Genomic DNA, 23,604 nt, shown 5'->3' on the forward strand with positions numbered 1-23,604 from the left:
TTTTATTTTTCTTGAAACTGTTTGACTATTAATTTATTCTTGCATTGTTGTTTTTTCTCTGAATATTTTTCAATTGTTAATCTGGCCATTAAATAACTCACCGTCGATTCTGCTCCTTGATTCAGATTGATATAAGTATCTTCTAAACCATCATAACAGCCTCCTGTGCATGGATTGTATACAATTTGGTTTAAATGATTATTCCCTAAAAACCAACTGAAAGCAGTTTTCATTTTAATTAAATAATCTTCGTCTTTAAAGACATCATAAAATTTACTTAACGTTAATATAGTATAAGCAACATCTATAGGCTGTTCTCCTCCTTTTTTTTCATCACTTATTTCCTCGCCATTATGCAACCATCCTTTATTAGAAATTACTTTAATAGTATTATTTATAAATATTTTTGATAATAAAAAATCAAACGAGACTTGTGCAATAATTTTATACCCAATATTACCAGTAACTTGCCAAGCATTTAACATTGCCTCAGATAAAATACTGTTTGCATAGGTTAAATAACTCTCGAACCAATACCAATTAGTATCTGTCTCGTGTTTATACATTTGCAACATTTTATCGGCCAAATGCTTTATTTGAAAAATATTTTCTAAAGAATTATTTTTTAAATTGTAATAATAAAGACCTTTAATTATAAATGCCATTGCTCTTGTGGAATGCATTTTGTTGACATTTTTCAATACTTTTTTTAATATTTTTTCTGCATTTAATGACAATTCATTAGGCAATATATCACCTAAAGAAATCAAAAAACCTAAAGCCCAAATTGCTCTACCGTTAGAATCTTCTAAATTTGTTTGGTAATTTTGCGCTGTAAATTCTTTGTTTTCATTGACATAATTCAAAAAATAGCCATCAGGCTGTAAACAATATTTTATAAAATTTAGATATCTATTGATGTATACTAAATCATCATTATTATTAGTTAATTCATAATGCTGGCAAAACGCCACCAGAGCACGGGCATTATCGTCGAGAGTATATCCTGAATTTATATCGGGCTGGTTAATGATAGAAAATTGAATGATTCCGAAAGAAGTTGTTAATCTTTTGATATGATTGAGATTTATTTCAGGAATTTTATAGTGTAATGAAATGGCATAATCAGCAATATTTTCAAATAATTTTGCATGCGCAATAGATGAGTTTTCCCAAGCGGTTGGAGCCATTTTATGCAATCCATTGGAACTGATATCTTTCATTAATTGTTGATTATTTAATAAATCAATAATTTTTTGAGCTAATTGTTTTGGATTTTCAAAATCTACTATACTCCCTGTTCCATCTTTTAACACTTCGCAAGCATGAGGAATTGGAGTCGATATTACTGGGCATCCACAACTGATGGCATATGAAAATGTACCACTTACTGCTTGATTAGGATCTTTGGAAGTAAACAAATAAATATCTGTAAGTTGCAAGTATTCTAACAAAATATCAAGAGGCAAATATTCATTTACAAACCGAACGTTATTTTGCAAATGCAAAGTTTTAATTTTTGCTTCAAGCATCTCTCTATATTTTTCGCCATCGTGTTTTATAACCGATGGATGCGTTTTTCCGATGATTAGAAAAATCACTTCGGGATTTTCTTTTACTATTGAAGGCAATGCATCTAAAGTAGTTTCAATACATTTTCCGGCATTTAATAATCCGAAAGTTGAAAGCACTTTTTTCCCTTCTACATTATACTTTTTTTTCAAAGTTTCTTTATCTTTAAATTCAACCAAGTGTGTACCATGTGGAATTACAGAAATTTTATCTTTAGAAATTTGATAATCATCAATGAGAATGTTCGAAGACGAATGGGTCATTACAATAATGCCATCGGCTGATTTTGCAATTTGTTGCACATTTTGTTGCATTAATTTATTAGGCTCAGGCAAAATAGTATGAAAAGCCACTAAAACCGATTTGTTGAGTTTGTTTAAAAACTGTAATAAATCCTGCTCTTTATTTTTGAACAATCCAAATTCGTGCTGGATTAAAACAAGATGAATATTTTCATTTTCATTAATTTCATTTGCTAATTTTAAAAATGAATCTGGAGCGTTTATATCTAAAAAATAATCAATAGTATCAATATAATGGTGCCTTTGCTTTTCTGAATCTAATGCACAAACTTTTATTTTAAACGATTCTTTAAATTTGTTCTTTAATGATTTTACTAAATCTTGCGTATAAGTTGCTATACCACATTCTCTTGGTGGAAAAGTTGATATAACTAAAACTTCGGGTAATTTATTTTGATATATAGATATTGATTTTCTATTCCGAAAAGTATTTTTCATTAACTTTTTAACCGAATTATGATTAGCATTATTTTTCATCTTTTATAGTATTAAGTATTAATTCTCTTAATAATTCGGATAAACTGACAGATGCACATGCAATATGCTCATCGGCAGCGCCATAATAAATATAAAGTGTATCATTATTTACAATTGCTCCTGTTGGGAAGCAAACATTATTTACTATTCCGTGCAATTCCCATTCATATTCGGGTTGAAATAGGGGATAGGGTAGGCGAGCTATTTCTTTTTTGGGATCATCTAAGTCTAATAATGCAGCACAAGCACAATACACATAACCATCTACTGTATCATGAACACCATGATAAATAATGAGCCAGCCCAATTGTGTTTCAATTGGAGGGCAGCCACCACCCAAGTAACTTACTTCATGGTCGTATTTTGGAGAAATTACTATGGAATCATTAAACTGAAGGAAAAAATTATCCCAAAATGTATGAGTCAATTCACTTAAATTATAGATTGATACAATTTGGATGTCTGGTTTTATTCTATGCAAAAAATAGAATTTCCCATTAATTTTTCTTGGAAAAAGAATTATATTTTTATCCCATAATAATGCTTTTCTGCCTAGTTTTTGCGGAAGAATATATTTACCATTAAAACGAAAATATTTTTCATTGAGCTCTCCTTTTGTTTCTGCCAAATGCTGAAATTCTTCATATGAATACTGAGGTACAATTAGCCCCCACTTCTCCCAGGTAATTAAATCTTTTGAAGTTGCTAGGGCTCCCATTGCGTTTAATCCATCATTTGCGGTATAGGTTAGATAGTATGTATCGTCAATTTTTACAATTCTTGGATCTTCTACACCTTGTTTTTCATAATCATATTGAGGAAAAAGTAAGGGCACATCTAAGCGACTTTTTACTTCTTGAAGCATGTTTAATTTACAATATCCTATTGTCGAATAATTGTCTTTGCCTACAGCTCTATAAAAAAGATGAATATCTTCACCGTCAACTATTACAGCTGGATTTAAAACGCCTTCTTTTTCAAAACCAAATGCTCTTTTTTCTAATATAATACCTTCTTTTTTTAACTGTAACATCATTTTATATTTTTAGTTATAAATTCTATACTAGGAATATAAAGTTCTATTTATAATATTAAGAAATTGTTATACAACTTTTTGAATAAGTTATATAATTACTATATTTTATTTTATTTTTTTAATTTATAAAAGAATTCGTCCGTCTTCCATCGTAATAATCCTATTGGTTTTTTGAGCAAAATCATTGTCATGAGTTACAATGAGTATAGTTTGTTTTTTTTCTAAAGTCAGCTTTTTTAAAATATCGAATACTAAATCACTATTTTTTTTGTCTAAATTCCCGGTAGGTTCATCACCCATAATAATTAATGGATCGTTAATTAAAGCACGAGCAATGGCAACTCTCTGTTTTTGTCCACCACTCAATTGATTGGGCATTTTGAGTGCTTGATCTTCCATATCGAGTGTTTTTAGGTGTTCCATAGCTCGATTTTTAATTTCTGTTTCAGAATATTTACCCAGTTTCAATCCTGGAAGCATGACATTTTTTAACACATTATATTCTGAAAGTAAATAGTGAAATTGAAATACAAAACCGATTTTTTCATTTCTAATTTGAGCCAATTCATTATCTTTCTTACCAGTAATGAGTTCGTTTTTGATGAGTAGTTGTCCTTCATAATCAGTATCCATTGTAGAAAGTAAATACAATAATGTTGATTTTCCGCAACCCGATTTGCCTACAATAGAAACAAATTCGCCATGATTGATACCAATATTAATTTCTTTGAGAACCTGAAATTTGATGGGATCATAAAAATATTTAGTTAAGCCTTTGGTTTCGATAACTTTATTTTCCATTGCTACTTTCCTCTAATAATTTCTACTGGATCTACTTTACTGGCTTTGAGTGCTGGAAAAAGTCCTGCAATAGTGGTGGTAAAAAGAGCAAAAACAATTCCTATTAAATAAAAAATACCGCTATAATGTATCGGATAGGTTTTTACAGTGGGTAACGAAGCGGTTTCAAAAGGTACGACATCAATTATTGAAGAAAAAATATACCCAAAAAACAAACCAATAAGACCTCCAACAATTCCTATAATTAGAGAAAGTGATACAAAAATCCACTTGACATCACTGCCTGAAAAACCTGTTGCTTTTAGAATTGCGATGCTGTCCATTTTTTCGTAAATCATCATATTTAAAATATTATAAATGCCAAAACCAGCTACAATTAGTAAAACAATTCCAACGGTATAAGAAATAATTGTTCTCACTTTGCTTCCAGTTTCAAACTGTGAATTGGCGGTGTTAAAATCGATTGTATCCAAATTGAATTTCTGTTCAAACTCTTTTGCTAATGCTGCAGCTAAGCTCATATCAAACAATTTAATTTGAATATCAGTGATATAATTGGTTGGTTCACCTAATACTTTTTGTGCTGTATCCAATGATGTATAACTCATAGAATCATCAATATCGGCAATCCCAATTTGTGAAATTCCAACAATTTTTAAAGAAGATAAATTGCCTCGGGTAGAAGTGATTTTGATGACATCGCCTTTCGTTAATAGCATTTTATCAGCAAGACCTTTTCCGATAATTATACTGTTATTTTGAAGTAAATCGACAACGTTACCATCGATAATATAATCACTAATTTTAAATAATTTTTCTTCAGATAAGACTTCAATTCCATTGATTGTTCCAGAAATCTCGATGGTTCCAGAATTAAAAAAAACAGGAGTAGTAATTTTTGGTGCCACATCAATAATTCGAGGATCTTTTTTTAAATAACTGATAATGGCTTTGCTGTTATAAATAGATTTTCCGCGATCTTTAGGTTTTATAGAATTAATAAAGTTAGTATTATTTTTATATTCTTTTGATAATGAAATAGGTTGATTTTCTGACGGTTTTATTTCGTTGTATAATCTTATATGAGGTGTTCTATTGAGCATCAACCCATCTAGCAAGTCGTTTAACCCATTCATAAAACTCACCAAAGTAATAAACATAGCAATACTAAAAGTGACACCAACAGCGGCGACAATAGTTTGTTTAAGTCGTGCTAAAAGCAAATGAGTTGCAATATTTAAAATGAGTGTGTAGTTCATCATTGTGGTTTGTATATCATTTCATCGGCATTTAAACCATCCAAGATTTCTGCTTTTTGATAATCACTTAAACCTACTTTTACTTTGCGTTTTTCGGTTTTATTGATTAAAACAAAATCATCTTTCAATAAATATTCTTTTGGAATTGTAATTGTATTTTTTTTAGTTTGAATAATAATATTAGACTCTACAGAAAGGTTAGGATATAATTTTTTAGGAGCATTTATAAAATGGGCTTCAATTTTAAAAGTTCTGGAACGCTCATTCATAATGGGATAAATTTTATCGACTTTAGCTTCAAAAACTTGATTTTTATAACTGTCCATAGTAACTAAGATGGGTTGGTTTAGGTTAACCCGAGCCATATCGTTTTCATCAACTTCTAATTCTAATAAAAAGGCATCTTTTTGACCAATAATTGCCAGAGGAATTTGTGGAGAAATCAACGTTCCTTCTTTGACTAAAACATCAAATAATAGTCCTGAAAAAGCACTTCTAATGTTGAAATCACTTTGAGACTTCTGATTTATTTTCAAGTTGATGTTATTCTTATTTTGATCGCTTTGCAATTGAGCTTTCAGTTGCGACAATTGTTTTTTAGCTGATTCATAGTTGAGTTTTGAATTTTTATAGGCCAATTCTACTTTTTCAAAATCTACTTCTGAGATTACTTTATACTCTTTTATTCTGCTGTTCCTATCGAAGATTGACTTATCTAATGCGAGTTTATCATTAGCAGATTGGACTTTCATTTCCATTTCGGCAATTTTGTCTTGAATGTAATGATTGCTATTTTGGCTTAATTGATACGTTAAGAGTGCATTTTGGGTGTTTAATTGGGCTTTTTCACTTTCAATTTCAAACAATGATTGTCCTTTAGAAATGGACTGTCCTACACTTACATTTATTTTCTTTAGAATCCCATTCGTTGTCGAAAAAACAGTGTATTGGTTTTCGGATTTAATTACACCTGAAGCATAAACACTTTCAGTCACTTCGCCAATAGTAGGCTTAATTCCATCTTCTTTGTTAGTGCAAGAAAAAAAAAGAAGAAGAGAAACTATTGCGAAGATTTCATTTTTCATTCTAAATTGGAATTAAATACAAGTTATAAGTTATATTCTCCCAAGGTTACAACCATTATTAATTTCTATATCCTTGAATTAATAAACAAAGAGAATCCTTTAGAGCTTCTAGGGAATAGATTTCTTCCAAAGGAATTTCGAGTTCTTCATATTTATCGATAGTTTTTTGCATATCAGTACTCGTAAACTTTATTTTTCCATCTATAACTATCAATTTTGTTGGGACGATGGTTATATGTTCATTTAAAACCATATCTTTTTTGAAAGCCAATACAATCACATTAAAGGCAATTCCAGTATGCATTATTTTTGCCACTGGGGAAGTTGTGACTGCTAATTCTGCTAATGCCTCTTTAATTATCATATAATAAAATTTTTGATTTAATTTTTAATAAACCCTTCTTGAACCATTTGTTTGTATATTACTTTTGAAATTTCGTTTGTCATTTTTTTGATGCCAGGAGGTTCAAAAGTTTCGGTAATTCCTGTCCAAATAATTTTTTCGGCTTTTAGAGAATAGATATCTGTTTTAAGTACGTATGTTTTGGTATTTATATAATATTCAGAATCTTTGTAGTTATAATTGTTTTTCAAATAATAATTTCCAAATCCCTCATAATCGTCTTCTATATACTGTCTTTGAGATGGGGCAAAGACTTTCTCTTTATCAATATCAATCAAATGCATTAATACAATACCGTCAAAACCATCAGTTTTTATTTTCTTTGTAATTTGCTCTTTATATTTATTGTTAAAATCATCAGTAAGATAATCATGTGATACTACACCTTTACTTTTGAGATATTTAACTATTTGATGTTCTGCTTTGAAACGATTTTTTTCATTATCTAAAAGAGCAATGATGAGCACTTTACTTAACTCGTTTGTGTGTATATGAGATTCAGGCATTCTCCAACTTGATATAATTTTTGTTGAAGAACAAGAAGTAAGAAGCATTGAGAATAGCAAAGAAGTGCAAATCAATGAGTTTTTCATTCTAATTTTCTTTTACAATTTATACTAACAAAGTACCATATAGAGTTGCTTTTTTGTTTTATATAAATTCTTGTAAAAGTTATAAAATTTACTGATTTTTTGTTTGGTAAATCCTATAAAAAAAGCCCAATCTGTTAGGAATGGGCTTAAAAAAAAAGAGGCCTATGCAACTTTTATTTGCTTTTTTGGAAGTAATTTAGTCACTTCCATTTTAGGAATGCTTAGTTTAAGAATTCCGTCTGTGTATTTGGCATCAATTTTATCTCCATTTACAGTTTTTGGAAGTGTAAATGATCTAGAAAATGAATTATAAGAGAATTCTTTTCTTGTAAAATTCTCGTTCTCTTCGTTTTTTTCTTTCTCTTTTTCAGCACTAATTGTGAGAACATTATCATCCAAATCTATATTAAAATCTTTTTTTGTAAAACCCGGAGCAGCAAATTCTATATTAAATTCGTTTTTGTTCTCCTTAATGTTTACTGCTGGAAGTGTGTGTTTTAATTTTTTTTCTAACCATTTGTTATCAAAAAAATCATCATCAAAAAAATTGTCCATTCCAAATGGGATTAAATTTCCGTTTGATTTAATGAGTGTCATAATTTTAAAATTTAATTGTTAAACTTAAATTGATTTTCAATAGTAAAGTTCATTTTATTTCAAGTATTTCGATTTATAAAATTTTTGAAAAGAATTACAAAATTTACATATTTTTTACCAATCGATTCATTGTTTAAACAGTTTTTTACTGTTGGGAAATCCCAAAGTATATTGAAAATTTTATTAATTCCCCTTTATTATACAAACTACAAACAATACTAAGAATTGTCAGAATTTAGATTTAGTTATGATTTTTTTACGAATTAAAAAACTGCTTTTATAGGGTATAGGACTAAAATAATAGTAATCAAATTACATATTAATTATATTAGTTAATGTTTTTAGAATCATTCCCATTACTGAGTAATAAGGATAAAATTTTTAAACTTTCAGTTCTATCAGCAATTAGTTTTACAATACTAATGAATGGAATAAATACAATCATTCCTGCTGCTCCCCATAAAATTCCACCCATAATAATAATTACGATAATTACTAGTGTGTTTATTTTTAATCGATTACCTACAGCAAAAGGAAAAATAATATAGGCTTCTAATAATTGTACTATCGTGAATACCACAATAACCCCAATAGGATACCAAATTGAATTAAATGTTATCCAAGAAACAGCAATTGGTAAAAGTGAAGAAATGATAATACCAAAATAAGGAATAAATGTTAATATGGAAGCAATAAACCCAAACAAGATTGGATGTGGTACTCCAATAATAGCTAAACCAATAGCATTTAAAGTTCCAACAATTAAATAAACCAATCCCATTCCTTTGATAAAATTGTAATATTCGTGAATTGTTTCGATAAGAATTTCATGAATGGCCTCCTTTTTATACCTTGGAAATAGTTGATAAAGTACGGCCGATAATAAATGGCGATAGTATAATAATAAAGCTGAGAGAATAGGAATAAGTATCAAATTGAAGGCTGTTTCCGATAAGGAGTAAGTTGCATTCTTAAGTAATGGAAAAATTTCAAAATTGTTAGTAAAATTTTTAATGAATGTTAATTGTTTTTCAGAATTCATGCCAAATTGTTCTTCGACATAATTTCCCAATTGTTTTACCGATTCTACTATTTTTGTACTTAGTGAATGCCATTCATTTGAAAAAGAGGCTATTTGCAAAAATAATAAGTATGAAACTAAAAATATTAAAATTGATAATCCAAATAACGAAATTGCAATAGCTCCTGTTTTCCTAATTCCTTTTTTTTCTAACCATTTGCATTCAGGATAAAGTATAAAACTGATGAACAATGAAAAGCTTAGCGGAATGAAAAGAGTCCTCCCAAAATAAAGTATTACCGTTAGAAATACAATGTATTGGAGTATTTCTAGTAAAGATAATTTCCTTTTTGGGTTCACTTGATTTTCTATTTTAAGAATCTCTTTCATTTTTTGTAATTAAAAAAATAATTTTAGTTATTCTCGATAAATTTCGATAGTCTCGCATTTTCTCTTTTATATAACTTTATTAATTCATACCAAATAACTGATAGCAATCCAATTCCGGTACTTATTCCTAATTGTGAAATAGTCAATTGCTCAAATTGAAAAAATCTATTAATTAATGGAATAAAAAGAATCAATCCAGTAAGAATAAAGGTTGCGCTGACAATAAGCACAACTAGATTGTTTTTGTATTTTATTGTTGTAAAAATCGAATAAAAAAAGGAGCGATTCACTAGGGTTAAAATAATATTGGCAGTAACTAAACCTGTAAAAACCATTGTTCTGGTTATGTCTTCACTTGCTCCATTGACCACCGCATATTGATAAATAATTAGTAAACCTATAGTTATTATTAATCCCTGTAAAATGCTCGTTGTTAATTCTTTAATATTAAAAAAAGAATTACTGTATGGTTTTGGTTTTTGGCTCATTGTGTTTTTTTCAATCGGCTCATTTTCATAAACAATCGAGCAAGTAGGATCCATTATTAATTCTAAAAAAGCAATATGAATAGGCGAAAAAATACTAGGATAATCCCATTCTAAAGCTAAGGGAATAAAAACAATTAGTACAATGGGAATGTGAATAGAAATGACAAATTGTATGGCTTTTTTAATATTGGTATAAATTCGTCTACCCATTGCAATTGCATCAACCATTGTTGATAAATCATCATTAACTATTATAAGTGATGCAGTTTGTTTCGCAATTTCTGTTCCTTTTTTCCCCATCGCAATGCCAATGTGAGCCGATTTTAAAGCCGGACCATCATTTACGCCATCTCCAGTCATTGCCACAATTTCACCATTCGATTTTAAGGCGTTGATAATTTTAAGTTTGGCTTCAGGAAACATTCTGGTGAATATTTGCTTTTCCATTACCGTTTTTTTTAATTCTGATTCAGACAATTTCATTAATTCATCGCCTGTAATACATTGATCAAAACCCTTAAAACCTACTTGTTTTGCAATGGAAGTTGTGGTTAAACCATAATCACCAGTGATGATTTTTACATTAATTCCTGCTTTATAAAAATCTTGCAACACCAAATGAATATTCTTTTTTGGGGGATCATAAAAAGCAACTAATCCTTTGAAAATAAATTGGAACTCTTGTTGGGTTTTAGGAAATTCACTCTCATTAAAATTGGCTTCTGCAACTCCTAGAATACGATAACCCTCGGTTGTAATGGTTGTAATTGCCTTTTCTATTTCTTGCTCTTCAATTGCTGATAAATTTGATAAATGCATTAATGCTTCTGGCGCTCCCTTTGCAACAATAATTTGCTTTCCTTGCTGGTTTTGATAAACATGTGTCATAATTGGGGGTTTTCCACTCAATGGGTATTCGTGAATCATTTTATAATGATGTCGTTTCCCTTTTGCTATCATTTTTGAATAAGCCGTGTGTAAAGCTACTTCCATTGGATCAAAAGGAATAGGTTCGCTTGCTAACATGGCTAATTCAATTAATTCTTTTTCATCGCTGTTTAAATCAACTTCAGGAGCTGTTATTTTTTTAGATTTTAACCCAAATATTTTGGCTAAAGTCATCTTGTTTTCAGTAATAGTTCCCGTTTTGTCAATGCAAATTACAGTGGCACTGCCCAGAGTTTCGACAGTTTTTGTTTGCTTCACGATAATTCCTTTTTTCATCATTCGCCATGCTCCTATAGCCATAAAAGTGGTAAATGCAACGGGTATTTCTTCAGGTAATATACTTAAAGCTAGTGTAAGTGCTTTTAGTAAACTATCAATTATATTATACGATTTTATATAGTTTAAGGCTAAAACAATCAGAAAAACAACCAGTCCAATAGAAGCCATTTTTTTTACAAAACTGTTGAGTTTTAATTCGAGTGCTGTCTTTTCTTCTACAATTTCCTCTATGCTTTTTCCAATTTTCCCTAATTTGGTTTGAATTCCAATCGCTGAAATTGTGGCAATTGCCATTCCGGTGGTAACGGTTGTGCCTTGAAATATTTGATTGTTATTTTGGGTTTTGTCTTTGTGAACTGGAAATGATTCACCTGTGAGAATAGCTTCGTTTACAGAAAAATCATTCGAATATACAATCAATCCATCGGCAGAAATGTCAATACCTTCTTCTACCAAAATACTATCGCCAAGAACTATTTCTTCAGTTCTTACTTCAGAAATAATTCCGTTTCGTATGACTTTACATTTGGGTTTTGTATAGGTTTTTAGTTTTTCTAAAGCATTGCGGCTTCGTGTGTCTTGATATAATGAAATGAGAGAAACAAATAGAATGGCAAAAAGTAAAAATATTCCATCTGCAGTTTCTCCTGTAATAAAATAGATTGATGATGAAACTAGTAAAAGGATAATTATTAAAGGATCCTGTAAAAATTTCTTTAAGGATTCGAGTATAATATTAGGCTTTTTAAATTCTGTAGTGTTGCTTCCATATTTATTTCTTGATTCGAGAACTTGCTTATTGCTCAATCCTTTAATATCGAAGTTTTTCATTGACATTTCTAATCTTTTTAAATTAGGTAGCAACAACAATTTTTTCTTTAATTTTTAAATACAATTTTATATATTTTTAGTAATGAATTGTATAATTCATTGATTATTTTAAATAAAAAAATACCCATATCTTTTGTATAGGGATTTTTACTTTAGTAATTAATTTATTCTTTTAAAGTTCTATAATGACAGCATTCCGGCAATTTATCATATGCTTCATCGCTAGCTTTATATTTTTCAGTATCATTCCCTTTTTCTGCCACTTTTTGTTGGACCAAATCCATAGTATTTTTTTTATAACTATCATATTTTACAGTAAGTATTTTTGAGTCTAAATCCCAAACAGCAGATTTTACACCACTAACACTCCGAGAGGCTTTTTCGATTCGGTGTTTATCCATATCACAACTGCCACTTACTTGTATTTTTTCAGTTTTAATGCCTCTTTCTGCTTTGTCTGTTGAGATTTGTGCAGATGTTTTTTGTGTGATTGCAAATACAAATAGTATAGCAAAAAAGAGTTTTAGAATTTTCATTTTTATTTTACTTTAGGAGTTAAACATTCAATTTCTTATACAAAATTGAATAATTTATTCGCGCAAAGTTTTATATAATTATTGTATTGAGTTATATAATTCATCGGTTTCGTGAACGCGTGAGGGATAGTAACGTAAATCCTTTTTTGAGCCTTTAGGCAAAAAAAAGATTGAAGTGAATAGCCCGACCTGCAGTTGCAAGGAGGAATGACGAAGCAATCTGAGGGTCACGCCCCAATTTGAAATCTACATTCTATCTATATACCAATTCAATGCTTTTTCCATTTTTTGATATTTAAAAATTGATGTAATTATTTTTTGAAGTCGTACAAATGCGGTTTCACTTTTTACCACATAATCAAAGGCTTTGTGGTGCATACAACTTACAGCTACTTCAATTTTATCTTGTGAGGATAACATGATAACAGGAATATCAATATTATACATTTTGATTTCATCTAAGGTTTTGAGCCCATTTATTGCTGTTTTATCAATGCCATCAAGATGATAATCCAGAATAATTACATCAGGGTTTTTATATAAATTCTCGATACAAAGTTCACCAGTAGCGAAGGTTTCAATTTCAAAATCGGCATTGTCTAGAAATTGTATTTCTAATGCTTTTAGATATAGCGCATCGTCATCGACAAGGAATAATTTTATTTTTTTTGAGTGTTGCACGATTTATTTTTTTAAATTATTGAGTTCCATTTTAAGCTCTTCACTCGCTTGTAGAAAAATATTTTCGAGTTCAAGTATCCACTTATGAGATTCGGCTGTTATAGTTTCGTCTTCAATTTTTCGGGCCATTATTTCATATTTTTTATCAATTCCAACAATTGTAAAAGATGGAATTAATTTATGAACTGCTGATTTTAATGTGTCTAAATCTTGCTCTAACCAACTTTTCTTAATAGAATTAATTAATATAGGTGTTTGATCGAGATACACATTAATCATTTCTGTCATTAATTTGTGATTTGATTTGGTAATTATTTTTAAGTAACTAATATCAATACATTTTTGACTTTTAGATTCATGATTTTCTAAAGTTTTGAATTCGATTCTTGAAGTTGATTTTTTGATTAAAGCTTCTATTTTTCTATATAATGTTTTATCATCGATTGGTTTTGCAATATAATCATTCATGCCTACAGCTTTGCATTTTTCTATATCTACACTGGTCACATCTGCGGTGAGAGCGATAATAGGGATGGAAGATTTTAAAGTATTCCGAATATAATCGGTTGCTTGAAAGCCGTTCATTACGGGCATTTGTAAATCCATTAGAATAATATCATAGCTATTTTTTTTAAGTTTTTCAACAGCTATATCCCCATTCTCTGCTATTTCACATTCAAAACCAAAATCATCCAATATAGTTTTCATTAATAATTGATTGAGTTCTACATCTTCAACAACTAAAACCTTAACGTCTTTAATACGATTGTCTACAAACTCTATAATTTCACTATCTAAAACAGTTGTTTTATCGGCTTTTTTAAATGCTAAAACAAAACTAAAAGTAGAGCCTTTGCCTAGTTCACTTTCTACTTTAATACTTCCTCCTTGACCCTCAACAAGTTGTTTTACTATAGCAAGTCCCAAACCCGTACCTCCGAAAATTATTGAAGTTTGGCTATGTGCTTGTTGAAAATTCTCAAAAATTTGATCCATTTTATCAACTTCAATTCCTATTCCTGTGTCAGAAATGGAAAATTCTAAAGTTACATTTTCATTGTCTTCGGTAAGCTTTCGAATGCCAATTGCAATTTTTCCTTTGAAAGTAAATTTTACTGCATTGCTCACTAAATTTAAAATTATTTGGTGTAAGCGAATGGCATCTCCCAATAAAACCTCTGGAATTTTTTGATCATATTTTACTACTAATTCTAAATTTTTTTCTCGTATTTTATTTTCAAATAAATGTAAAATAGTCGATATAGATAATGCCAATTTAAAAGGAGCTTTGTTAAAAACCATCTTACCTGAATCTACTTTGGCCAGATCGAGAATATCGTTGATAAGAACAATTAAAGTGTCACCGCTCATTTTTATGGCGTTTATATATTCCTTTTGTTTGGGTGTTAACTCAGTTTTTAACATCACTTTTGTAAATCCTATAATGGAGTTCATGGGCGTTCGAATTTCATGACTCATATTGGCAAGAAATTGTTGTTTTGATTTGGCTCCATTTTCGGCTTTTATGATGGCATCTGTTAATTCTTCTTCGATTCTTTTTTGGTGACTTACATCACGAATGGAAGCACAAACCAAGAATTTTTCTTCAATATCTAATTTGCTTAAACTAATTTCTACTGGAAACTCTGTTTGGTTTTTATGTTTGGCAAATAGTTGCATTCCTTCTCCCATTTTTCGAACTTTTGGGTTCGCAAAATAATATTGCATGTGGTGATTATGTGATTCTTTGAATCGAGAAGGCATCAAAAACGCTATTTGTTTTCCAATAATTTCGGTTCTGTTGTAGCCAAAGAGAGTTTCTGCTTGTATATTTACAGATCGAATATTTCCGTCATTGTTAACAATAATAATTGCATCTGGAAGTGATTCTAAGAAATCTTGAAATTTAGTGTCATATTTTTTTTGCACAGAAATGTTCCGACCAATTATAACAGACTCCAAATTTTCTTTTTTTTCATTTTTATAAATGAAACCATTATATAAAATATCTTTTTCATTATGACCTAGTAATTCTAATTCCTCATCGTGAAAGAAACCAATCTCAAATAATTTTGCACAGTTTTTTTTAACTTTTTCTGAGTCTTTAAAGTAATCGTAACAATAAGTTCCTAAAATATCTTCTCTCTTTTTATTAGTTATGCTAACAAATTTGCTATTCATATCTGTGATTTGATAGTCGCTATTAATAACAATTACGGGTTCAGGATGAATTTCAGTCAAACTTTTATTATAAATAAAATCGTGATTTTCAGTTTTCATATTAATTTTTTTTACCCGTATCGTATGCTATTTCTTCAATCTGATTTCTACGTTTATCTTTGAGTTGTTTGAAATGTGATGGTGACAATCCGGTAACTTTTTTGAATTGCGATGATAAATGGGCAACACTACTATAATTCATTTTATAGGCAATTTCAGTAATTGTCAATTCGCCATAAATCATCAATTCTTTGACCCTTTCAATTTTATTATAAATGATATAATGCTCTATGGTTGTACCTTGAGCATCAGAAAATAAATTGGCTAAATAATTATAATTGTGGTGTAGTTTTTCACTCAAATAGTCAGAAAAATTGATTTTGATATCTTCTTGAGTATGATGAATCATTTGAATAATTATAGTTTTTATTTTTTCTATTAAAATAGATTTTTTGTCATCCATCAATTCTAATCCTGACTCGAGTAATTCCTTTTTTAGAAATTCTCTTTGTTCTAATGAAATATCTTCCATAATCTCGACTTCGCCAAAATCGACAAGAATAAAGGGCAAATTCAATTCTTTTAGTATTTCTTTGACCACCATTTTACAGCGGTTGCTTACCATGTATTTGATGAATAGCTTCATTTATTTCAAGTGATTTAATTCTTAAGAAATATTATCATAAAGTTAATAAAAATAATATACCTAAAAGATAACTTGTTATTTATAATTTGAAATAAATCACTGTTTTTTCTTAGTTGGTATTATTAAAAGCGGAATATTCGTGTCGTGTAATATTTTTTCAGTGGTACTGCCCATTACTATTTTTTCTAGCCACTTTTTACTATGACTCCCAATGACTATAATATCGGCTTTATACAAATTGGCAGTTTCTAAAATAGTTTCAGCATATTCTCCCTCTTTAACTAAAGTTTCGATAGATGAATCACCTAAATGTTTTTTTACATTATCTAGAAAATCTAAAGCCGTTTTTGATAAAATTTCAGTGTTTTGTTGGTAGGCATCTAAATTTGAAAAACCAGCAAAACCCATAATAGGCTCATAAGCTACAGATGAATAATCGACAGGTGTTAAGAAGACATGAAGTAAAATAATTTTGGCATTCATAGCTTTGGCTAACGAAAAACCTACTTCTGCAATTTTTTGATCTGTAGGGTTGTAGTCTAGCGCAATTAAAACTGTATTCATTTTGATAGTTTCCATTTTTAATCATTTTAAATTAATAGAAAATTTACATCAATATTGCTAAAGTTCGGAATTAAAAAAGTGTATCGTTTTATATAACTTTGAATAATAGTTATATAATTTACGGGTTAATAATCAGTCTTTATGAATCAGTGAGTTATTGTTTTCTCATATTTTAAGAGATATTTTAACCTTTTTTTTAAATTTTCAATTTCATGATTGTGTTTTATTTTTTATGATATCAAGTAAATCTTTTATTGAGTAGGTACTTTGAACAATTATTCGAGGAACTGTATAATAGGGTTTTGTAGGGTTGCTTTTACCATATACAATAAATGCCATTTTATAACCATGCTTTTTTATAGAATCTGCAGCACTAAGGCTCCAAATACCAAAAGGATAGGCAAAATAATCAATTGGTTTTTCTATAATATTTTCTAGCCTCTTTTTAGGTTTATCTAATTGAAGATTCCAATCTTCTTTTTTATATTGAGTTATCTTTTGATGATCCCAGCTATGCACACCAATAGTGTGACCTTTTAGTGAGAGTATTTTAATATCTTCTTTTGTCATATAATTTTTTTTGCCAATAGAAATGGTCATAATAAAAAAAACCCCCTTAAAATGATAGTGTTCCATGATAGTAGCACCAATCGTGAATTGTTCTTTCCTACCATCATCAAAAGTAATAATTATTGGCTTGTCTGGCAGAGGTTTATTTTTTGTCCAATGCTCATATAGTTGATCAGGAGAAATGGTTTTATAACCATTTTCAGCTAATGCTTTCATCTGTAAAGCGAAAGCTTCTGGAGTTACACTATAAGTTTTTTTCTTGGGACTGTCTGTTTTACTAATTTTTCTAATGGCGTGATAGCAAAGTACAGGTATGTTTTTTATTGGTAATATTTTAGAATGATTGATACAATTATTTTTGGCAATCCATTCTATATCTTGAATATTAGTTTCAGCAACTTTCTTTTCCTTTTTTAAATTTGTGGAATAGTCCACAAAAAACAGAAAAAATCCATTAATTAAAATCCACTTATATGTAGGAAAAAAGTAAAACATTATTTATTGATATTGGATATAAATAGGCTTTGGAGTAAACTTCAGTAGCTCATGTGGTGAATATAGTCTGTTTTTTCCTTGAGTATCATTCTTATAAAACAATTTAACACCAGTAAACTGAACAGGCTCTTTAGATATCGCCATATCATAAGAGGATTTTTTAAGTTCTTTAGTACCAAATCCATCCATATTCATAACAATTTGAACTTCTGATGTTGGTCTAATTTTTTTATAATCAGTAACCATTGGTTTCGTAAAACGGTGTACTACAAGTATTTTTGGAGGAAGTTTATTTTCTTTAACAATAGCCTGTAAAATTGTAATAGCCTTGTTAATATCCTCAGACGAAAGAGTTCCTATTTTAGTTCCTGGGACTTCTCCTTTTTTCATTGCAAATTCAGGATCTATTCCTAAATGTACATTTGGATATTTGAGGTATTTTAGTAATGAATTCACTTCCTCTTCTACAGTACTTTGCCCTACTTGCACATCGAGAAAAACAATTGCATTTATAGATTTTGCCCATGACATTATAGTATCAATTTGTTTAAAAGGCATTCTTAGCCTATACTTCCCATTTTTTCCAGGACTACTTTGTGCTGTTATAGCAATGTAATGCAGAGCAGGAATAGCAGTAGTAGTGGGATCTGCTATTTGCCATTGTTCAACTTCCTCTTCTAATTTTTTGAGCATCTGGTATTTTGGAAGTTGTCCCAAAATCCCCATTTTTTTAGAATATAGATTTCCATAAAACGCAATTACTCTTTTAAAGGGTAATACTGCCCCTGGGAGTGGGTAAGGAGTCTTTACATGCAATTTTAGCCAAGATCCTGAATTATAAAGAACCTGCATTCTTTTGTTATATTCATTAGTGTCAATTGATATGAACTTATTTTTCTTTATTGAATCACTTTTTTTAATTACATTTTTAGTTTCTTTTGCTTTAGATTTATTACATCCTATAGTGACACCAAGAAAGAACCCAAATAGCAGTAGCAATGCAATAAAACATCTTTTGTTCCAAATATATTTTATAGACTGGAGTCCAGAATAGAATGCTTTTACTTTTGATAGTTTTATCGTTTCCATTAATTTAAATTGATTTAATGGTTGATTTTGAAGTACTAAAAACTTAATTGTTTATACTAAAGTTACTATTAATTTAGGAAATAGAAATAGTTTTTTTATAATTTAATTTGATAGTAATGTTATAAAGAAAAATTATTATAACATTTAATTTCCCTTTTTCAGAATAAAAATAAAACATTGAGTAGATTTTTAAATAATTTATAATGTAAATTATTTAAAAATAATTTTTTTGTTTTAAAATCGGCTAAGTCAATTATTTAATATTAATAGACTTTATTTATTAAAATTAAATTTGATTATGATGCTTTAAAAATTATGATTGAAACAAAATAATTCTTAATAATAACTTAATTTTTTGTGAGTGTGATCTATATCAAGTTTTTAATTTTATTCTTTTTATAATTTCGTTGATATAATTACTAAAAATAATATCATTATGGCACTAATTAAGATTATTGAATTGTTAGTAGAATCCGATAAAAGTTGGGAAGATGCTGCTGAAAAAGCAGTTGAAAAAGCTTCTGAAACTTTGCATAATATTCGTTCTATATGGGTTAGAAATTTGAGTGCACAGGTTCAAAAAGGTAAAATTATTTCTTGGCAGTTGAATTGTAAAATAAGTTTTGAAAAAGATGAAAACAATTGAAATTCCAGTAATAGGCCCTACTCTAAAAGGGAATTTAAGTATTCCCAATGAACCAAAGGCTTTGGTTTTGTTTTCTCATGGAAGCGGTAGTAGTCGATTTAGTAAAAGAAATAATATGGTTGCTGAAATTTTAAATGAACACAGTATGGCTACTCTATTAACTGATTTGTTATCCCCTGAAGAAGATAAAATTTATGAAAATCGTTTTAATATTGAATTACTAACTGAAAGGTTAGTATCAATAACAAATTATGTAGAGCAACTTCCTGAACTAAAAAATCTTCCAATTGCTTATTTTGGTGCAAGTACAGGTGCCGCTTCAGCTTTAAAAGCCGCCGCACACTTACAAAAAAAAATTCATGCTTTAGTTTCTCGAGGAGGACGTCCAGATTTGGTTTATTCAGATCTTAAATTTGTAAAAGCTCCTACTTTATTAATTGTTGGGAGTTTAGATGGTGTAGTTGTTGAACTTAATAAACAAGCCTTTAAATTCCTTAAATGTGAGAAGAATATTGAAATTATTAACGGTGCAACTCATTTGTTTGAAGAGCCTGGTAAATTGCAACAAGTGGCAGAAATTGCTACTAAATGGTTTGAAAAATATATAATTAATCCAAAAATACACCAAAATGCTTTACAACAATAGACAAGATGCTGCGGAAAAACTTATTCCACTTTTGAAGGAATATATCGATTCAGAGAGTGTTGTTTTAGCGGTTCCTAGGGGAGGTGTACCTATAGGATACGCTATTGCTCGCCACTACAAATTACCTTTAGATTTGTTGCTTATTAAAAAAATTGGACACCCTTCTAATCCAGAATTAGCAATTGGAGCCGTAAGTTTAGAAGATGAAATTTTAGATGATTATTTTTCAATTTCAAATGATTACACCAATAAGAAAATCAAAGAAATAAGAGAAAATCTAAAATTAAGATTCAAAAAATTCATGGGTAATCGATCTTCTGTAGATTTAAAAAACAAAACAGTCCTTATTGTTGATGACGGAATTGCTACAGGTAATACACTCTTGTCTGCAATACAATTAGTGCGTCGTAAATCCCCAAAAAAAATTATTGTAGCTGTTCCAGTTGCTCCTTATGATACTGCTGTAAAAATAAGAAGCAAAGTGGAAGCATTTATTTGTCCTAATATTCCTGTAAATTTTAGAGGAGTAGGGGAGTTTTATTATGATTTTGCTCAAGTGTCAGATGAAGAAGTGATTCATTTAATGGAAGAAATGAGAAGAACGCCAACAAAAACAATTAAAACATCATGAAAACATTTTATGTAAAAACCGATCCAAAGAGTGATGGCGAAATGATGGATGTGAGCAAAATAATTTTTGATAATTCCATACCATTAAAAGATGAAAATGCACTTCAAGAGTTGGTAAACCAAATTGGAGATGCAAAATATGTATTGTTAGGCGAAGCTTCTCATGGTACTCATGAATACTACAAGTGGCGAACCAAATTAAGCAAGCTTCTTATTGAAAAAAAAGGATTTTCATTTATAGCTGTAGAAGGAGATTGGCCTGATTGCTATAGATTGAATCGTTATATAAAAAATTATCCGGATTCAGGAAAATCGGCACATGAAGTTCTACATGGTTTCAACCGTTGGCCAACTTGGATGTGGGCCAATTGGGAAATAGTAGCCTTGGCAGAATGGTTGTACGACTATAATGTAAAACAAGAGGAAGAACAAAAGATAGGATTTTATGGTTTAGATGTCTATAGCCTTTGGGAATCATTAGAAGCCATAGTTGATTATTTAGACAAAAATGATTTTGCTACAAAAGAAGTAGCCATGAAGGCTATAAAATGTTTTGAACCTTTTAAAGATAGTGAAGGGCAGGAGTATGCAAAATTTTCTCGAATAGTTCCTTCACTTTGTGAAAATCAAGTCGTGGACTTATTATCACAAATAAGACTAAATGCCCCAAATTATAATAATGATCCTGAAACAATCATGAGTTTAAAACAAAATGCACAAATAGTTGTGAATGCTGAAAAATATTATCGAGCTATGGTAATAGGAGGCCCCGATTCATGGAATATTCGTGATCGACATATGGTTTTAACGCTCAATAATTTAATGGAATTTCATGGATCACAGGCCAAAACTATTATATGGGAACATAATACTCATATTGGTGATGCTCGAGCAACCAATATGGCAGAGGAAGGAATGGTCAATGTAGGACAAATTATTAGACAGCAACACAAAGCAGAAGAAGTCTTTTCAGTCGGTTTCGGATCATATAAGGGAACCGTTGTTGCTGGTCGAGAATGGGGAGATAAAATGCAAGTAATGACCGTTCCTGAAGCGAAAGAAAATAGTTGGGAATTTGAATTACATCATTTAGATGCTAATGACCGAATTATTTTTATGAATGATGCTATGAAAGAAATTATAGGTAAAAAACACTTTGATCATCGCGCTATTGGCGTAGTTTATCGCCCTCAATTTGAATATTATGGAAATTATGTACCGAGTAAAATGGCCTATCGCTACGATGCTTTTATCTATTTAGATGAAACATCAGCATTGCATCCACTTCATATAATTCCTGATGGAAATCAAATACCAGAGACATATCCTTTTGGAGTTTAAATATAAAAAAGTATAATAATTTAAATTTAATAATCATGGAAAAACAAAAATTAATAGACGCGCTACAATTTTGCGCTGCACAATGTACACATTGCTATGATGCTTGTCATTTAGAAAAAGATAGTGACATGGAACTCTGTATGAAAAACGACCAAGATTGTTCTGAAATTTGTCGTTTAACAGCACAATTGTTAGAAAGAAATTCACCCAATGTAAATATTTTCTTGAAATTATGTAGACAAATGTGCGAAAGATGTGCTGAGGAATGTACCAAACACGCTTCTAAAGCGCATTGTAAAGAATGTGCTGATGCATGTCACAAATGTGCAGAAATATGTCATGAAAATGAAATAGTATATTAAAAAAATGCAGCCTTCTTTATAAAATCAAAACAAGTATAGTTTTGGTTTTTAGAGATAAGCAAAAATGGTAATTATGTGGTCAAAAACGGATTTCCCAGCTGCAATGAAAAATTTAGCTCCGATGGTTAGAAATAAAGCCATTCAGATTGGCAATGCGTTACTTGAAAAATCAAAATTAAATATAGGAATCATTATTGCGACGGCGATTAGCAAAGCAAAAAAATGGGTAGGAAACAATAAATTGATTTTTAAGAATAATAATTTTAAAACAGGAATTAAAAAGAATAAAATATAAGGAGATAGAAAAAAATAGTCTATCATTTTTTTAGAGATAAATTTTTAAAATATTTATTTTCAATAACTTGATATCTACTAATTAAAGCTATGCTTAAATAAATTGGTTGTGACTATTATTATAATTATTAACGAACTATTAACTGTTATGAAAAATCTGCACCTATTCCTTTTGCTGTTGTTCTGTATAGGATTCCAAAATTGCAAAAAAAATCAAAACCAAAAAGATGTTAAGGCTATCAATACCGATACTGAGGTGCCTATAAACACAATATGTTATAAAGCACTTTATGAAAATGATACTATTGAATTAAAAATCAATACTTTAAAAAACAGAAAAATAACTGGTAATATGGTTATGAAAATTTTTAATAGGCCAAATAAGGTTGGGAAATTAGCTGGAGAATTTCGAGGCGATACATTATTTGCTGCCTATACATTTATTCAAGGTGCAAATACAAAAGTAACGTATAAAAATCCAATTGCTTTGCTAAAGCAAGGTAGTAATCTCATTTTAGGAAATGGAAAAATGGAAACTATTATGGGAGCTACTTATTTTGTTAAAGGCATTCCAATAGATTTTGATCGTGTGAAATATAAATTTAAAACGGTTGAATGCGAAATGGATTGATAATAATTGATGAAAGTTATTCCTAATTTTTATATTTAGGTATAACTTATTTTATCATTAAATGATTTTAGATGCTATAGATAGAATTGTTTTAATCACTACTTTTTTGCCTCCACCACGATATAATATTTTTATTTCTACAAAAGAGAAGAACTGAAAAATTTTAATTTC

General features: G+C 29.6%; 24 protein-coding genes. 7 read left to right on the plus strand and 17 right to left on the minus strand.

Going from position 1 to position 23,604, the window contains the following annotated elements:
• Window positions 1–2: 2 nt before the first annotated feature.
• The 17 genes from F6464_RS00415 to F6464_RS00495 all read right to left on the minus strand — a co-directional run bounded on the left by F6464_RS00415 (window position 3) and on the right by F6464_RS00495 (window position 18,883).
• The gene (locus tag F6464_RS00415; protein ID WP_151105777.1) at window positions 3–2,312 is read right to left on the minus strand and encodes a glycosyltransferase; all 2,310 of its coding nucleotides are present in this window, start codon (window positions 2,310–2,312) and stop codon (window positions 3–5) included.
• 28 nt (window positions 2,313–2,340) lie between these two features.
• Window positions 2,341–3,387, minus strand: coding sequence for a glycoside hydrolase family 130 protein (locus tag F6464_RS00420; RefSeq protein ID WP_317132223.1), 1,047 nt, complete (start codon window positions 3,385–3,387; stop codon window positions 2,341–2,343).
• A 123-nt stretch (window positions 3,388–3,510) separates the two neighbouring features.
• On the minus strand, window positions 3,511–4,188 hold the full coding sequence (locus F6464_RS00425; protein ID WP_151105778.1) for an ABC transporter ATP-binding protein: 678 nt from the start codon (window positions 4,186–4,188) through the stop codon (window positions 3,511–3,513).
• Between the two features lie 2 nt (window positions 4,189–4,190).
• Complete coding sequence (locus tag F6464_RS00430) at window positions 4,191–5,447, minus strand: ABC transporter permease (RefSeq protein WP_151105779.1); 1,257 nt, start codon at window positions 5,445–5,447, stop codon at window positions 4,191–4,193.
• Complete coding sequence (locus tag F6464_RS00435) at window positions 5,447–6,532, minus strand: efflux RND transporter periplasmic adaptor subunit (protein ID WP_151105780.1); 1,086 nt, start codon at window positions 6,530–6,532, stop codon at window positions 5,447–5,449. Before F6464_RS00435 ends, F6464_RS00430 begins: the two co-directional genes overlap by 1 nt.
• 58 nt (window positions 6,533–6,590) lie before the next feature.
• Window positions 6,591–6,896 (minus strand): cupin domain-containing protein, encoded by a 306-nt coding sequence (locus tag F6464_RS00440; protein WP_151105781.1) that lies wholly within the window; start codon window positions 6,894–6,896, stop codon window positions 6,591–6,593.
• A 17-nt stretch (window positions 6,897–6,913) separates the two neighbouring features.
• Window positions 6,914–7,528: a hypothetical protein gene (locus tag F6464_RS00445; RefSeq protein ID WP_151105782.1), complete on the minus strand. Its 615-nt coding sequence runs from the start codon at window positions 7,526–7,528 to the stop codon at window positions 6,914–6,916.
• A gap of 162 nt (window positions 7,529–7,690) precedes the next feature.
• Window positions 7,691–8,125, minus strand: a complete 435-nt coding sequence (locus F6464_RS00450; RefSeq protein ID WP_151105783.1) for an Hsp20/alpha crystallin family protein — start codon at window positions 8,123–8,125, stop codon at window positions 7,691–7,693.
• Window positions 8,126–8,453: 328 nt separating this feature from the next.
• Window positions 8,454–9,536 carry an AI-2E family transporter gene (locus F6464_RS00455; RefSeq protein WP_151105784.1) on the minus strand — a complete coding sequence of 361 codons (1,083 nt, stop codon included), beginning with the start codon at window positions 9,534–9,536 and terminating at the stop codon, window positions 8,454–8,456.
• A gap of 23 nt (window positions 9,537–9,559) precedes the next feature.
• Window positions 9,560–12,088 (minus strand): cation-translocating P-type ATPase, encoded by a 2,529-nt coding sequence (locus F6464_RS00460; protein WP_151105785.1) that lies wholly within the window; start codon window positions 12,086–12,088, stop codon window positions 9,560–9,562.
• A 158-nt stretch (window positions 12,089–12,246) separates the two neighbouring features.
• Window positions 12,247–12,618: a heavy-metal-associated domain-containing protein gene (locus tag F6464_RS00465; RefSeq protein WP_151105786.1), complete on the minus strand. Its 372-nt coding sequence runs from the start codon at window positions 12,616–12,618 to the stop codon at window positions 12,247–12,249.
• 246 nt (window positions 12,619–12,864) lie between these two features.
• The gene (locus tag F6464_RS00470; protein WP_151105787.1) at window positions 12,865–13,299 is read right to left on the minus strand and encodes a response regulator; all 435 of its coding nucleotides are present in this window, start codon (window positions 13,297–13,299) and stop codon (window positions 12,865–12,867) included.
• 3 nt (window positions 13,300–13,302) lie between these two features.
• The gene (locus F6464_RS00475; RefSeq protein WP_151105788.1) at window positions 13,303–15,579 is read right to left on the minus strand and encodes a PAS domain-containing hybrid sensor histidine kinase/response regulator; all 2,277 of its coding nucleotides are present in this window, start codon (window positions 15,577–15,579) and stop codon (window positions 13,303–13,305) included.
• 1 nt (window position 15,580) lies between these two features.
• The gene (locus F6464_RS00480) at window positions 15,581–16,165 is read right to left on the minus strand and encodes a helix-turn-helix domain-containing protein (protein ID WP_151105789.1); all 585 of its coding nucleotides are present in this window, start codon (window positions 16,163–16,165) and stop codon (window positions 15,581–15,583) included.
• A gap of 96 nt (window positions 16,166–16,261) precedes the next feature.
• Window positions 16,262–16,744 (minus strand): universal stress protein, encoded by a 483-nt coding sequence (locus F6464_RS00485; RefSeq protein ID WP_151105790.1) that lies wholly within the window; start codon window positions 16,742–16,744, stop codon window positions 16,262–16,264.
• Window positions 16,745–16,939: 195 nt separating this feature from the next.
• On the minus strand, window positions 16,940–17,794 hold the full coding sequence (locus F6464_RS00490) for a polysaccharide deacetylase family protein (RefSeq protein ID WP_151105791.1): 855 nt from the start codon (window positions 17,792–17,794) through the stop codon (window positions 16,940–16,942).
• A gap of 3 nt (window positions 17,795–17,797) precedes the next feature.
• Window positions 17,798–18,883 carry a hypothetical protein gene (locus F6464_RS00495; protein ID WP_225318004.1) on the minus strand — a complete coding sequence of 362 codons (1,086 nt, stop codon included), beginning with the start codon at window positions 18,881–18,883 and terminating at the stop codon, window positions 17,798–17,800.
• A 436-nt stretch (window positions 18,884–19,319) separates the two neighbouring features.
• Between F6464_RS00495 and F6464_RS00500 the strand changes: the two genes are divergently transcribed.
• From F6464_RS00500 to F6464_RS00530, 7 genes are all read left to right on the plus strand, one after another.
• Window positions 19,320–19,529, plus strand: a complete 210-nt coding sequence (locus F6464_RS00500; RefSeq protein WP_151105792.1) for a dodecin family protein — start codon at window positions 19,320–19,322, stop codon at window positions 19,527–19,529.
• Window positions 19,516–20,175, plus strand: a complete 660-nt coding sequence (locus F6464_RS00505; protein WP_151105793.1) for a dienelactone hydrolase family protein — start codon at window positions 19,516–19,518, stop codon at window positions 20,173–20,175. Before F6464_RS00500 ends, F6464_RS00505 begins: the two co-directional genes overlap by 14 nt.
• On the plus strand, window positions 20,159–20,806 hold the full coding sequence (locus tag F6464_RS00510; RefSeq protein ID WP_151105794.1) for a phosphoribosyltransferase: 648 nt from the start codon (window positions 20,159–20,161) through the stop codon (window positions 20,804–20,806). Before F6464_RS00505 ends, F6464_RS00510 begins: the two co-directional genes overlap by 17 nt.
• Window positions 20,803–22,146 carry an erythromycin esterase family protein gene (locus F6464_RS00515; RefSeq protein WP_225318005.1) on the plus strand — a complete coding sequence of 448 codons (1,344 nt, stop codon included), beginning with the start codon at window positions 20,803–20,805 and terminating at the stop codon, window positions 22,144–22,146. The genes F6464_RS00510 and F6464_RS00515 overlap by 4 nt, the downstream gene beginning before the upstream one ends.
• Before the next feature lie 35 nt (window positions 22,147–22,181).
• On the plus strand, window positions 22,182–22,508 hold the full coding sequence (locus tag F6464_RS00520; protein WP_151105795.1) for a four-helix bundle copper-binding protein: 327 nt from the start codon (window positions 22,182–22,184) through the stop codon (window positions 22,506–22,508).
• A gap of 73 nt (window positions 22,509–22,581) precedes the next feature.
• Window positions 22,582–22,803, plus strand: coding sequence for a DUF2188 domain-containing protein (locus F6464_RS00525; protein ID WP_225318006.1), 222 nt, complete (start codon window positions 22,582–22,584; stop codon window positions 22,801–22,803).
• 108 nt (window positions 22,804–22,911) lie between these two features.
• Window positions 22,912–23,433, plus strand: a complete 522-nt coding sequence (locus F6464_RS00530) for a hypothetical protein (RefSeq protein WP_317132224.1) — start codon at window positions 22,912–22,914, stop codon at window positions 23,431–23,433.
• The last annotated feature ends 171 nt before the right edge of the window (window positions 23,434–23,604 follow it).

Source organism: Flavobacterium luteum (genome assembly GCF_008806775.1).
Lineage (GTDB): Bacteria > Bacteroidota > Bacteroidia > Flavobacteriales > Flavobacteriaceae > Flavobacterium > Flavobacterium luteum.